Origin of the sequence: Cellulomonas sp. CW35 (assembly GCF_052378485.1) — a bacterium.
Classification (GTDB): Bacteria; Actinomycetota; Actinomycetes; order Actinomycetales; family Cellulomonadaceae; genus Cellulomonas; species Cellulomonas uda.
Window position 1 is genome coordinate 1,578,952 of record NZ_CP199000.1, and the last position, 13,492, is coordinate 1,592,443.

At 73.9% G+C, this 13,492-nt stretch carries 11 protein-coding genes; 4 read left to right on the top strand and 7 right to left on the bottom strand.

Annotated elements, in window-relative coordinates; genetic code table 11:
- Entirely contained in the window at positions 1-1,866 is a 1,866-nt protein-coding gene (locus ACT17Q_RS07300; protein WP_444665228.1) for a carboxypeptidase regulatory-like domain-containing protein, read from the bottom strand.
- Between the two features lie 250 nt (positions 1,867-2,116).
- Here ACT17Q_RS07300 and ACT17Q_RS07305 point away from each other — a divergent pair, with 250 nt between their 5' ends.
- Entirely contained in the window at positions 2,117-2,290 is a 174-nt protein-coding gene (locus ACT17Q_RS07305; protein ID WP_094180187.1) for a translation initiation factor 2, read from the top strand.
- A 320-nt stretch (positions 2,291-2,610) separates the two neighbouring features.
- Positions 2,611-5,355 (top strand): aconitate hydratase AcnA, encoded by a 2,745-nt coding sequence (gene acnA / locus ACT17Q_RS07310; protein WP_268531566.1) that lies wholly within the window; start codon positions 2,611-2,613, stop codon positions 5,353-5,355.
- 152 nt (positions 5,356-5,507) lie between these two features.
- Here the strand turns inward: acnA and ACT17Q_RS07315 are convergent, their stop codons facing one another.
- The 6 genes from ACT17Q_RS07315 to ACT17Q_RS07340 form a co-directional block, all read right to left on the bottom strand.
- Positions 5,508-5,981, bottom strand: a complete 474-nt coding sequence (locus ACT17Q_RS07315) for an aromatic ring-opening dioxygenase LigA (RefSeq protein ID WP_268531565.1) — start codon at positions 5,979-5,981, stop codon at positions 5,508-5,510.
- A 163-nt stretch (positions 5,982-6,144) separates the two neighbouring features.
- Positions 6,145-7,038, bottom strand: a complete 894-nt coding sequence (locus ACT17Q_RS07320) for a phosphotransferase (protein WP_094180184.1) — start codon at positions 7,036-7,038, stop codon at positions 6,145-6,147.
- The gene (locus ACT17Q_RS07325) at positions 7,035-7,757 is read right to left on the bottom strand and encodes an NUDIX hydrolase (RefSeq protein ID WP_232514672.1); all 723 of its coding nucleotides are present in this window, start codon (positions 7,755-7,757) and stop codon (positions 7,035-7,037) included. Before ACT17Q_RS07325 ends, ACT17Q_RS07320 begins: the two co-directional genes overlap by 4 nt.
- Positions 7,754-8,452: a type 1 glutamine amidotransferase gene (locus ACT17Q_RS07330; RefSeq protein ID WP_232514671.1), complete on the bottom strand. Its 699-nt coding sequence runs from the start codon at positions 8,450-8,452 to the stop codon at positions 7,754-7,756. The genes ACT17Q_RS07325 and ACT17Q_RS07330 overlap by 4 nt, the downstream gene beginning before the upstream one ends.
- Positions 8,449-9,903 carry a GuaB1 family IMP dehydrogenase-related protein gene (locus ACT17Q_RS07335; RefSeq protein ID WP_444665229.1) on the bottom strand — a complete coding sequence of 485 codons (1,455 nt, stop codon included), beginning with the start codon at positions 9,901-9,903 and terminating at the stop codon, positions 8,449-8,451. Before ACT17Q_RS07335 ends, ACT17Q_RS07330 begins: the two co-directional genes overlap by 4 nt.
- 93 nt (positions 9,904-9,996) lie before the next feature.
- Entirely contained in the window at positions 9,997-10,824 is an 828-nt protein-coding gene (locus tag ACT17Q_RS07340; protein ID WP_444665230.1) for an alpha/beta fold hydrolase, read from the bottom strand.
- Positions 10,825-10,889: 65 nt separating this feature from the next.
- Between ACT17Q_RS07340 and ACT17Q_RS07345 the strand changes: the two genes are divergently transcribed.
- Complete coding sequence (locus tag ACT17Q_RS07345; protein WP_094180181.1) at positions 10,890-11,477, top strand: DUF4126 domain-containing protein; 588 nt, start codon at positions 10,890-10,892, stop codon at positions 11,475-11,477.
- 78 nt (positions 11,478-11,555) lie between these two features.
- Positions 11,556-13,445: a 1-deoxy-D-xylulose-5-phosphate synthase gene (gene dxs / locus ACT17Q_RS07350; protein ID WP_444665231.1), complete on the top strand. Its 1,890-nt coding sequence runs from the start codon at positions 11,556-11,558 to the stop codon at positions 13,443-13,445.
- The last annotated feature ends 47 nt before the right edge of the window (positions 13,446-13,492 follow it).

Here is a 13,492-nt window from a genome sequence, read left to right on the forward strand (position 1 = left end):
TCAGACGACCTTGGCGGTGCTCGCCGACGACCGCGACTGCGACACGTACCCCGACCGCGAGCCCGTGACCCGCACGTGCAGGCGCGCCCCGCGGTCGGCCTTCGCCACGACGTACGTCTTGCCCGTCGCGCCGGAGATGGCCGTGCCGTTGCGGTACCAGCGGTAGGTGAACGTGACGCCCGAGGGCTTCCACGTGCCGACCTTCGCGGTGAGCGTCCGGCCGACCTTCGCGGTGCCGCTCACGGTGGGCGTCGCGGGCACGAGGACGCCCTTGACCGTCGCCGTGCTCGCCGACGTGCGCGACGCCGTGTCGTAGCCCGCGCGGGCGCCCGTGACCTTGACCTTCACCCTCGCGCCGCGGTCCGCCGCCTTGAGCGTGTAGGTCTTGCCGGTCGCCCCGCTGATCGCCGTGCTCCCGCGGTACCACTGGTAGGTGAGGGTCGTCGGGGTCGGCGACCACGTGCCGACCTTCGCGGTGAGGGTCTGGCCGACGACCGCGGTGCCCGCCACGGTCGGGGTCGCGGGCGTGAACGCCAGGCCGGGGACCCGCACCTTCGCCGTCGCGAGGCGCTCGCCACCGCCGCTCGCCGTGAACCGGGCGCGCACCTCGACGGTCGCGGTGCGGTGCGCCGTCGTGACGGCGAACGTCGTGCCGTAGCCGGCGGGGACGCCGTTCACGTACCACTCGGACCAGACCGACGAACCGGCGGGCGAGAGGGCGCCGTGCGACGCGGTGAGGGTCTGGCCGGGCGCGGGCGTGCCCGTGATCGTCAGCGGCGAGGTGACCGTCGGAGCGGTCCGGCCGATCGGGCCCAGCGAGGTGAGCCGGGTGGCGGTCGCGTACCCGGTGCGCCGCCCCGTGACCTCGACGCCGACCTGCATGCCCTGCTGCGCGCTCGTCGTCGTGAACGTCGCGGCCGTCGCACCCGGGATCTGCTCGCGCCCACCGGCCTCCGAGTACGTGTACCACCGGTAGCTCAGGCTCACGGTGCCGGGGCCCCACGTCCCGGGGGACGCGGTGAGAGTCGCGCCCGTGTCCGTGCTGCCGACGATCGCGGGGTAGCCGAGGGTCAGCGCCTTGCCTGCCGTCGGCATGACGACGGTGACGTCCACGCGCTGACCCACGTCCGTGAACGAGATGTCGCTCGCGTCGGCGAGCGCCACGCCGGACCCGCCGCCCGCGTCCCAGCACCCGTCGGTGTGGCGGACCGCGGGCGTCCACCTGCCCATGCCCTCGTCGGTCGGCTGGTACCAGGAGTCGGTGAAGCAGAGTCGCCACGTCGTGCCAGGGTCCGCCGCGAACCACATGCGACCGCCCTCGTCGGTCAGCAGCGGCCCGTACTGGCGGCCGAGCCACGCACCGGTGTCCGGGTGCTGCTCGAGGACGTCCCACGCGATGTTCGCGAGCGGGACCCCGTGCTCGTCGACCGCGTGCCCGACGAAGCCCGAGGTCGGCCGCAACCGGAACGCCACGCCCGTCAGGTCGCTCGTGCCCGTGTCGAACGTCGTCCACGCCTCGACCCCGGCGGTGCCGTCCCACGTCTGGTGCCGCCACCGGTCCTCGGCCGCCCAGTCGTCGTCGACCGAGAGCTCGCTGCGGCCGGGCGGGACGGCCGCGATGGTGAACCGGCCGTCGCTCGCGGTCGTGGCCGACAGCACGCGGCCACCGCCGTCGGGGCTGATCGAGACGACCAGGTCCGCGATCGGCTGGTCGGCCTCGTCGGTCACGCGGCCGGACACGGAGATGGTGTCGGCGGCGTGCGCGGGCAGCGCCGGGGCCAGTGTCGCGAGGAGCAGGGCGACCACGACGGACGCGGTCCTGCCTCGTCGTCGCAGGGGAGTGCGGGGGCGGTCGGGCAGGTGCACGGTCGTGTCCTCAGGGTCGGTCGTCGTGGCCAGGGCCCTCGGGGGCTGCGCCATCGTATGCGCGTGCACGGCACGAAAGGCCCGGGTTCGTCCCGTGACGCACGGTTCACCCGACCGTGGTGCGCCGACGGTGTCGGTGGTGCGCCGTTCGGGGCGTCGCTGCCGTGCGCGCGGGCGCGGACGCGCCTAGCGTGGAGGCGGGCCCGGCCGGTGCCGGCCGGGGCCGCACACGAGCCGAGAGGAGCCGGGCATGAGCGAGCAGGACGCGGCCCACAAGCTGGCCGAGGCGCGTCGCGTCGCGACGGAGGAGCTGTTCAAGCAGGGCACGCCGGAGTACGACCAGCGCGCGCACCAGCGAGCCGTCGAGGCCGAGCGCAAGGCCGCCGAGGCGGCCCAGGCGGCGAAGGCGGACGGCGAGCACTGAGCCGGCGGGGGAGCCGGGTCGGGCTGACGCGCGACGACGAGGGCCGGGCGGCTGCGGATGCCCGGCCCTCGTGCTCGTCGTCCACGTGCTCGTCGTCCACGCTCGTCGTGCTCGTGCCCGTGCTCGTGATCGTGCCCGGCGGGGCGCTGCCGAGCGCGCCGCGCCGTGGGACGGACGTGCACGAAGGCCCTTCGACCATGTATCTTGACGTCGAGATAACTGGTCGTCCCACCGGCGTCGTCACGGCCTAGGCTGGCATCGACGCCCTGCGGTCCGGAGGACCCCCGTCCCCGGCGCACTCGCCCCAGAAGGAGCCGCCCGTGAGCACCGTCGACAGCTTCGGATCCAAGGGAACGCTGCAGGTCGGTGACGCCTCGTACGAGGTGTACCGCCTGTCCGCCGTCCCCGGACTGGAGCGACTGCCCTTCAGCCTCAAGGTCCTCGCCGAGAACCTGCTGCGCACGGAGGACGGCGCGAACATCACGGCGGACCACATCCGGGCGCTCGCCACGTGGGACCCCGATGCGCAGCCCGACACGGAGATCCAGTTCACGCCCGCGCGTGTGATCATGCAGGACTTCACGGGCGTCCCGTGCGTCGTCGACCTCGCGACCATGCGCGAGGCCGTCGCTGAGCTGGGCGGCGACCCCGAGCGCATCAACCCGCTCGCGCCCGCCGAGATGGTCATCGACCACTCCGTGCAGATCGACGTCGCCGGCCGCGCCGACGCGTTCGAGCGCAACGTCGAGCTCGAGTACCAGCGCAACCGCGAGCGCTACCAGTTCCTGCGCTGGGGCCAGACCGCGTTCGACGACTTCAAGGTCGTCCCGCCGGGCACCGGCATCGTGCACCAGGTGAACATCGAGTACCTGGCCCGCGGCGTCATGGTCCGCGACGGCAAGGCGTACCCCGACACGTGCGTCGGCACCGACTCGCACACGACGATGGTCAACGGCCTCGGCGTGCTCGGCTGGGGCGTCGGCGGCATCGAGGCCGAGGCCGCCATGCTCGGCCAGCCCGTCTCGATGCTCATCCCGCGCGTCGTCGGGTTCAAGCTCACGGGCAACATCCCCGCGGGCGTCACCGCGACCGACGTCGTGCTCACGATCACCCAGAAGCTGCGCCAGCACGGCGTGGTCGGCAAGTTCGTCGAGTTCTACGGCGAGGGCGTGGCGGCCGTGCCGCTCGCGAACCGCGCGACGATCGGCAACATGAGCCCCGAGTTCGGCTCGACCGTCGCGATCTTCCCGATCGACGGCGTGACGATCGACTACCTGCGCCTGACCGGCCGCTCGGCCGAGCAGCTCGCGCTCGTCGAGGCGTACGCCAAGGAGCAGGGCCTGTGGCTCGACCCGACGGCCGAGGGGTACACCGAGCCGGTGTTCTCCGAGTACCTCGAGCTCGACCTGTCGACGGTCGTCCCGTCGATCGCCGGCCCGAAGCGCCCGCAGGACCGCATCGAGCTCTCGAAGGCCAAGGAGCAGTTCCAGCGAGACCTGCCGACCTACGCGCCCGAGCTCAACCAGGTCGACGAGGCCGAGCGTGAGTCGTTCCCGGCGTCGGACTCGCCCGCGATCTCGTCGTCGGCGACCCGCACGTACTCGGTCACGGACAGCGAGGGTCGCGCGTTCGAGCTGTTCCACGGTGCGGTCGCGATCGCCTCGATCACGTCGTGCACCAACACCTCGAACCCGTCGGTCATGATGGCCGCCGCGCTGCTCGCGAAGAACGCGGTCGAGAAGGGCCTCGTCGCCAAGCCGTGGGTCAAGACGTCGATGGCGCCCGGCTCGCAGGTCGTGACGAACTACTACGAGAAGGCCGGCCTGTGGCCGTACCTCGAGAAGCTCGGCTTCCACCTGGTCGGCTACGGCTGTGCGACGTGCATCGGCAACTCCGGCCCGCTCGACGAGAAGGTGTCGGCCGTGGTGCAGGAGCACGACCTGGCGGTCGCCGCGGTGCTCTCCGGCAACCGCAACTTCGAGGGTCGCATCAACCCCGACGTGAAGATGAACTACCTCGCGTCGCCGCCGCTGGTCATCGCGTACGCGCTCGCCGGGACCATGGACTTCGACTTCGAGGCCGACCCGCTGGGCCGCACCGAGGACGGGCACCCGATCTTCCTGGCCGACATCTGGCCCGCGCCCGAGCAGGTGCAGGCCACGATCGACGCGTCCATCGACCGCGAGATGTTCGAGGACGACTACGCCGACGTGTTCTCGGGCGACGAGCGCTGGCGCGGGCTGGACACGCCCGAGGGCAACGTCTTCTCGTGGGACCCGCAGTCGACGTACGTGCGCAAGCCCCCGTACTTCGACGGCATGGGCGCCACGCCCGAGCCCGTCACGGACATCTCGGGTGCGCGCGTGCTCGCGAAGCTCGGCGACTCGGTCACGACCGACCACATCAGCCCCGCGGGCTCGATCAAGGCGGACAGCCCGGCGGGCGTCTACCTCGCCGAGCACGGCGTCGAGCGTCGTGACTTCAACTCCTACGGCTCGCGCCGCGGGAACCACGAGGTCATGATCCGCGGCACGTTCGCGAACATCCGGCTGCGCAACCAGCTCGTGCCCGGGGTCGAGGGCGGGTTCACCAAGAACCTCCTCACGGGCGAGGACACGACGATCTACGACGCGTCGGTCGCCTACCAGGCAGCGGGCGTCCCGCTGGTCGTGCTCGGTGGCAAGGAGTACGGCTCGGGCTCGTCGCGCGACTGGGCCGCCAAGGGCACGCGCCTGCTCGGCGTGCGTGCGGTGATCACCGAGTCGTTCGAGCGGATCCACCGCTCCAACCTCATCGGGATGGGCGTCCTGCCGCTGCAGTTCCCGGAGGGGGAGTCCGCCGACTCGCTCGGCCTGGACGGCACGGAGACGTTCGACATCGCCGGTGTCACCGCGCTCAACGACGGCGTGACGCCGCGGACGGTCAAGGTCACCGCGACGAAGGCGGACGGCTCGCGCGTCGAGTTCGACGCGGTCGTGCGCATCGACACCCCCGGTGAGGCGGACTACTACCGCAACGGCGGCATCCTGCAGTACGTCCTGCGCCAGGTCGCCGGCGTCGCCTGACGCACCACCGCACGAGGCCCGCTCCCGAACCCGGGGGCGGGCCTCGTCGCGTCGCAGGGTCCGGAAGCGGGCCGCACCTGCGGGTACGACGAGGGCCCCTGCCCGCCGGGGGAAGCGGGAGGGGCCCTCGTCGTGGGGGGACGTGCGGTGCGTCAGACCGCCGAGGAGGCGAGCGTCGGCGCGTTCGTCGCGGCCGCGTCGGCCGGAGCGAGCTTGCGGATCGCGACACCCGTGACGGCGAGGACGACGCCCAGGCCCATGACCAGCAGCGCGACACCGAAGGCCACGACCGAGGTGAACAGCGACGCCCGCAGGAAGGAGCCGTTCATCGCGACGGCGCGCAGCGGGTCCTCCTTGTCGAGCTCGGCGTAGGTCTTGCCGCCGGTCGCGTCCAGCGCGTGGTGCTTGATGATGTCGGCCTGCGAGAAGGCCTCCCACGGGGTGTCGACGCGGCCGCCGGCGAATGCCGCGGCGTCGTCGGCGACCGTGATGTTCTCGGCCTTGAGGTTGACCGAGACGGCGGTCCAGGTCGCGGCACCGGCGACGAAGAAGATCGCGCCGAAGATGATGACGATGAGGCCCAGCAGGCGGGGGAGCTTGGTGGTGGAAGCGGTCGGCGTCGACATCGTGTGAAGTCCTTGTCTGATCCCTCGGTCGGAGCTTGTGGCTCCGGCGAACCGGTCCGGCTCGCTGAACTGATCGTTCACCCCCGAAGACGCGTCGACCTGGGACCAACGGTCCATGTGCCTCGGGTCACATGTGGACGCGTATACACCGCGCCGACGCAGGTCAGGACGCCGCGATCTGCTCCGCCGCGTGCCGCCCGACGCGCGCCATGAGCGGGTAGTCCTCGGGGTGGGCCAGGAACACGGGCACGAGCCCGGCGGCCCACGCCCGGGCCCGGCGCCAGGTCGCGTCGTCCCACGCGCGCATCTGTGCGGTGCGTCCGACGAACGCCTCGCGGCCTGCGACGTCGAACGTCAGCCAGCCGGTCGCGAGGTCACTCGCGGGGTCGCCGTGCCCCAGGTCGCCGAAGTCGAGGAGCGCGGTGAGCCGGCCGGCGTCGCTCACCAGGTTGCCGGGGTGCGGGTCGCCGTGGACCCAGACCGGCGCTCGGTCCCACACGGGTGCGGCCAGACCGTCGCGCCACGCGTCCACGAGAGCCGCACGGTGCGGGATGCCGGGCGCGTCGGTGAGCCGTGGGCCGACGACGTCGGCACGTGACGCGAGCGAGCAGCCGCGGTACGGGTTGACCGGAGCGTCGGCGGGCGCGGGCACGTGCAGCGCCGCGAGCGCCTCGGCCAGCTCGTGCGCCCACGGCGTGCGCTCGGTGACGTCGGTCGCGGCCACGACGCTCCCGGGGAACCACGGCACGACCGTCCACGGCCACGGGTAGCGCGCCGACGGGCGGCCCGTGCGCACCGGGGCCGGCACGGGCACGGGTACCCGTGCGGCGAGCTGCGGCAGCCACCGGTGCTCGGTCGCGACGAGGGGCGCGCTCACCTCGCGGACCGGGAAGCGCAGCGCGAGCGTCTCGCCGAGCCGCCAGGTGATGTTGTCCCACCCGTGCACGCGCCCGTGCAGGGACAGGTCGGCGAGGTCCGGGTGCTGCTCGACGAGCAGGTCCCGCGCGAGCGCAGCGCTCACCTCGACCTCGATCAGCGGGTGCCGTGGGCCGCTCACGTGGGCCCGCTCGGCTCGAACCTCTGCCGCTCGAACGCCCGGGTGCGGTCCCACGGGACCGTCCACCCCAACCCGTCGAGGATCCCGTCCAGCACGAGCGCGGTGAAGCCCCAGACCAGCACGCCGTCACCGACGACGAACGCGGGAGTGCGGAGCCGGCCGCGCACACCGGCGTGCTCGACGACCCCGCGTCGGGCCGGGTCCAGCAGCTCGGCGACCGGCGTGCGGAACACCTCGACGGCCTCGCGGTGGTCGACGGCCGCGACCCGGGACGGCGTCGCCCACCACGCGACGACGGGGGTCACGAGGTTGTCGCTCACCGGGAGCGGGACGTCCGCGAGCGTGCCCAGCACCTCGACGCCCGCGGGGTCGAGACCGGTCTCCTCGACCGCCTCACGCACCGCGGCCTCGCGCGGGCCGGCGTCCTGCGGGTCGAGGCCGCCACCGGGGAACGCCACCTGGCCAGGGTGGTGCCCGACCGTCGCGGATCGGCGCTGCAGCAGCACGTCGAGGTCGGCCGGCACGCGTGGCACCCCCGGCGCGTGCGCGGGGAGGTGGTCGAGCACCCCGAGCAGCACCAGCACGGCCGACCGGCGCGCGCGAGCAGGGTCGCGCAGCGCACGCGCGGGGTCCACGGGCCAGCGCACGCCGCGCTCGACGAGCGCCACGAGCTCGTCGCGTGCGTCCGCAGGGCTCAGGGGTCGACCGGGCGAGCTCACCCGCGCGTCCGCACCTGCTCGGCGAACAGCTGCACGACCTTGCGCGCGGCGGGCACGAGGGTCGGCAGCACGCGGGCGCCGTCGAGGCGCACCTGCTCGACCTCGTCGTCCTCCAGGCCGCCCACGAGCCCGGGCGTACCGAGCCACAGCTCGAGCATCGACGCGTCGACCTCGAGGTGGAACTGCACCCCGAGCGCGCTCCCGGCGCGGAACGCCTGGACGGGCGTGACGTCCGACGACGCGAGCAGCGTCGCGCCCGGCGGCAGGCCGACCGCGTCGGAGTGCCAGTGCAGCACGGTGGGACGCGAGCCGAGCGGGCCGAGCACGAGGTCGTCGTGGTGGACGTCGACCGGTGCGAACCCGATCTCCGTGCCGTGCCGGCGCAGCAGCGGTGCGCCCAGCGCCATGCCGAGCAGCTGGGCGCCGAGGCACACGCCGAGCACCGGGACGTCCGCCTCGACCGCGGCCGCGAGCAGCCGCCGTTCGGCGGCGAGCCCGGGGTGGCCGCGGTCGTCGTCGGCGTCCATCGGACCGCCCATGACGACGAGGCCGGAGATCTCCGCGACGTCCGGCAGGGCGGGGTCCGCGGTCCCGACGACCGTGCGCACCCGCACCGGCGCGTCCAGACCGGGCGCGATCATGCCCGGTCCCTCGTACGGGACGTGCGTGAGGACCAGGACCGGGCGCACGCTCACCACCCGTCCGGGAGGGGGCGGCCCTCCTCGTAGCCGGCGGCCGACTGGATGCCGACCGTCGCACGGTCGTGGAGCTCGTCGAGCGTCGCGGCGCCGACGTACGTGGCTGCGGACCGCACCCCGGAGGTGATGTGGTCGATCAGGTCCTCGACGCCCGGCCGGCGCGCGTCCAGGTACATGCGCGAGGACGAGATGCCCTCCTCGTACAGCGCCTTGCGTGCCCGCTCGAACGCCGAGCCGCCGCGCGTGCGCGCCGCCACCGCCCGCGCGGACGCCATGCCGAACGACTCCTTGTAGAGCCGGCCCGAGCTGTCCTCGTGCAGGTCGCCGGGCGACTCGTGCGTGCCCGCGAACCACGAGCCGATCATCACCTGCGACGCACCGGCCGCGAGCGCGAGCGCGACGTCGCGCGGGTGGCGCACGCCGCCGTCCGCCCACACGTGCGCACCGAGGCGGCGCGCCTCCGCGGCGCACTCGAGGACGGCCGAGAACTGCGGCCGTCCGACGGCCGTCATCATGCGCGTCGTGCACATCGCACCCGGGCCGACGCCGACCTTGACGATGTCGGCTCCCGCCTCGACGAGGTCGCGCGTGCCTTCCGCGGTCACGACGTTGCCCGCGACGACCGGCACCTGCGGGTCGAGCGCGCGCACCGCGGCGAGCGCGTCGAGCATCTTGCGCTGGTGGCCGTGCGCGGTGTCGACCACGATCGTGTCGATGCCCGCCTCGAGCAGCGCCGCGGCCTTGGCCTCGACGTCGCCGTTGATGCCGACCGCGGCCGCGATGCGCAGGCGGCCGGAGTCGTCCAGCGCCGGGCGGTAGATGGACGAGCGCAGCGCGCCGACCTGGGTGAGCACGCCGACGAGCACGCCGTCGCGGACCACCGGGGAGAACCGGCGCCGGCTCGAGTGCAGCTTCTCGAACGCCGCCTCGAGCCCCCGCGCACCGCCGGCCTCGACGACCTCGAGGTCGACCGTGGTGGGGTGCGGGGTCATGACGTCCTCGACCTGCGTGAAGCGGTCGACGCCCTGGCAGTCGGCCTCCGTCACGACGCCGAGCGGGCGGCCGTCCGCGACGACCACCGCGGCGCCGTGCGACCGCTTGCCGATGAGCGTCAGGGCGGTGTGCACGGTGTCGTGCGGCGAGACGACGACCGCGCTCTCGACGACGGGGTGCGCGCCCTTGACGGACCGCACGACGTCCTCCACGACGTCGACCGGGATGTCCTGCGGGATGACCGCCATCCCGCCGCGGCGCGCGACCGTCTCCGCCATGCGGCGGCCCGCGACCGCCGTCATGTTCGCGACGACCACGGGGATCGTCGTGCCGGTGCCGTCGGTCGTCGCCAGGTCGACGTCGAAACGTGAGGTGACCTCGGACCGCGTCGGGACGAGGAAGACGTCGCCGTAGGTCAGGTCGGAGGTGGCCGAGTGGCCGGGCAGGAATCGCATGAGGGGTACCCCTTTCCGATGCATGTTACCCGGCGGGGGTACCACCGGCCGGTCCGCTGCCGTGGCCGCCGGTCGGGTCCGCGGGAGACGCCGTCAGTCGCCGAGCGTGTCGATCAGCCAGTCCAGCGCGACGGGCAGCGCACGGAGCACCGAGACGTGCCCGTCGTGCGGGCGCTCCCACAGCTGGGCGTCCGGCAGCAGGCCGAGCAGGCGGCGGCTGTGCGTCGACGGCACGACGCCGTCGAGGCCGCCATGCACGAGCAGCACGGGCGCGCGCACGTCACGGGGGGAGAACCCCCACGGTGAGGCGTAGGCGACGTCGTCGTCGACCGCGCCGTCGGGCCAGGCCTCGCCCGCGGGTCCCGCGTCGGCACCGAGCGCGGCCCACGGGCCCTCCAGCACGTGCCAGTCGGCGTCGACGAACCCCGCGACGCCGCCGTCGTCCACGCGCGCCCGGGCCTCGCGCCCGGCGGACGCCGCTCGCAGCGCGGCGTCCGAGGCCATGCCGGCGGCCCAGTCGAAGCCCGGGTCGAACGGCGCGAGCCCGGCGATGCTGACGACCGCCGTCGCACGCCCCGGCAGCAGTGCGGCGCACGCGAGTGCGTGGGGGCCGCCCCCGGACGCCCCGACGTGCGCCGCGCGCGGCACGTCGAACGCGTCGAGCACCGCCGCGACGTCGCCTGCGGCCGACGCCACGTCCCGGCCGGGCGCGGGCGACGACCCGCCGTACGACGGTCGCGCGTAGGACACGACGCGCAGGCCGCGGGGTCGCGCTGCGGCGAGCACGGGCTCGAGCAGCGCGCCGGACTGCGGCGTGCCGTGGTGCCACACGACGACGGGTGCGTCCGGGCGTGCGTCGCTCGCGTGCGCGCGCAGCACACGGCCGTCGGGCAGGGTCAGCGTGCGGGACGTGGTGGCCACGGCCCGAGTATGGGTCCGGGCGCCCACACGCGCCGCGGGGGCGCCGGCTCGCTAGGGTCGCCGTCATGTTCGTCGCGCTCACCGGGATCGGCCTGTCCATGGCCGCGGGCCTGAACGCCTACATCCCGTTCCTCGTGGTCGCGCTCCTCGCGCGCCTGACCGATGTGGTGACGCTGCCCGACCCGCTGGTGTGGATCGAGTCCTGGTGGGCGATCGGCATCGGCACCGTGCTGCTGCTCGCGGACGTCGTGCTCGACAAGGTGCCCGTGGTCGACTCGGTCAACGACGCGGTGCAGACCGCGATCCGGCCGCTGTCCGGCGGCGTGGTGTTCGCCGCGACCTCCGCCGCCGCTGACCTCGAGCGGTCGGACTGGGTCGAGCGGCACGCGTGGGTGCCGTTCGTCGCCGGGGTGCTCGTCGCGGCCCTCGTTCACGCCGGCAAGGCGACGGTCCGGCCCGTGGTGAACGCCGCGACGCTGGGGGCCGGTGCGCCCGTCGTCTCGACGGTCGAGGACGGCACCTCCGTGGGGCTGAGCCTGGCCGCGGTGTTCGTCCCGGTCCTCGTCCTCGTGCTGCTCGTCGCGCTCGTCGTGGCGTTCGTCGTGCTCCGGCGCCGGCGGCGTGCCGCGACGCGCGGGCCCGACCCGGCCTAGAGTGGGACGTCCGCCGTCGCCGCGCCCACCGGTCACGGGCGAGCGGGCGGGCACCAGGACGAGGGAGGCAAGGACCGCGTGGCACGTTCGCTGCTGTCGTCCATCCGCACACCGGCGGACGTCCGGGCGTTGCGCCCGGGCCAGCTGGACGCGCTCGCGCAGGAGATCCGCACCTTCCTGGTCGACCAGGTCGCGCGCACCGGCGGCCACCTCGGCCCGAACCTCGGGGTCGTCGAGCTGACGATCGCGATGCACCGGGTGTTCTCCTCGCCGCGGGACACGTTCGTGTTCGACACCGGCCACCAGTCCTACGTGCACAAGCTGCTCACGGGACGCCAGGACTTCGCCGCGCTGCGGCGCCGCGACGGCCTGTCCGGGTACCCGAGCCGCGCGGAGTCCGAGCACGACGTCGTCGAGAACTCCCACGCCTCCACGGCGCTGAGCTGGGCGGACGGCCTCGCCAAGGCCAACGAGCTGCAGGGCCGCTCGGACCGGCACGTCGTCGCGGTGATCGGTGACGGGGCGCTCACCGGCGGCATGGCCTGGGAGGCGCTCAACAACATCGCCGCCGCGCAGGACCGTCGGCTCGTCGTCGTGGTCAACGACAACGGCCGCTCCTACGCGCCCACGATCGGCGGCCTCGCGATGCACCTCGACGCGCTGCGCACCACGCAGGGCTACGAGAACGTGCTGTCCTGGGGCAAGCGCACGCTCACGCGCTCCGGCCCGCCGGGACGCCTCGCGTACGACGCGCTGCACGGCCTCAAGAAGGGCATCAAGGACGTCGTCGCGCCGCAGGGCATGTTCGAGGACCTGGGTCTGAAGTACGTCGGTCCGGTGGACGGGCACGACGAGCAGGCCGTCGAGCGCGCGCTGCGACGCGCGCAGGCGTTCGGCGGCCCGGTGATCGTGCACGTCATCACCGAGAAAGGGCGCGGCTACACGCCCGCCGAGCAGGACGTCGCGGACCGGTTCCACGCGGTCGGCGTGATCCACCCCGAGACGGGGCTGCCGGTCGCACCGTCGCGGTTCGGCTGGACGAGCGTGTTCGCCGACGAGATCGTCCGCATCGGCCGGCGCCGGCCGGACGTGGTGGCGGTCACCGCGGCCATGCTCCAGCCGGTGGGTCTCGCGCCGTTCGCGGCGGAGTTCCCGGACCGCGTGTTCGACGTGGGCATCGCGGAGCAGCACGCCGCGACCTCGGCCGCGGGCCTGGCGTTCGGTGGCCTGCACCCGGTGGTCGCCGTGTACGCGACGTTCCTCAACCGTGCGTTCGACCAGGTGCTCATGGACGTCGCGCTGCACCGCGCGGGCGTCACGTTCGTCCTGGACCGCGCGGGCATCACGGGCGACGACGGCGCGAGCCACAACGGCATGTGGGACATGGCGATGCTCGCGATCGTCCCGGGCCTGCGGCTGGCCGCCCCGCGCGACGAGGCGACGCTGCGCACCGCGCTGCGCGAGGCGGTGGACGTCGACGACGCACCGACCGTGGTCCGCTACCCGAAGAGCGCGCTCGTGGCCGAGATCCCCGCGCTCGAGGACCTCGACGGCCTGGACGTGCTGGCGCGCCACGAGGCCGCGGACGCCGACGCCCGGCGCGTGCTCGTCGTCGGCGTGGGGTCGATGGTCGGCACGGGGCTCGAGGTGGCCGAGCAGCTCGCGGCGCACGGGCTGCACGTGACGGTCGTCGACCCGCGCTGGGTCCTGCCGGTCCCGGAGGCCCTCACGAAGCTCGTCGGCGAGCACGACCACGTCGTGACGGTCGAGGACGGTCTCGTGGATGGGGGAGTCGGGTCGCACGTCGCGCAGCGCGCGGTCGAGCAGGGCGTGGTCGTGCCGGTCCAGGCCTTCGGCGTGCCGCGCGAGTTCCTGCCGCACGCGACGCGCGACCAGCTGGTCACAGCCCTGCGGCTCACGCCCGGCGACATCACGCGGGACGTGCTGACGGCTCTGTCCCGGCGCTGACGCGAACAGGTGTGATTCGGGGCACACGGGGTACGGGACCAGGGTCC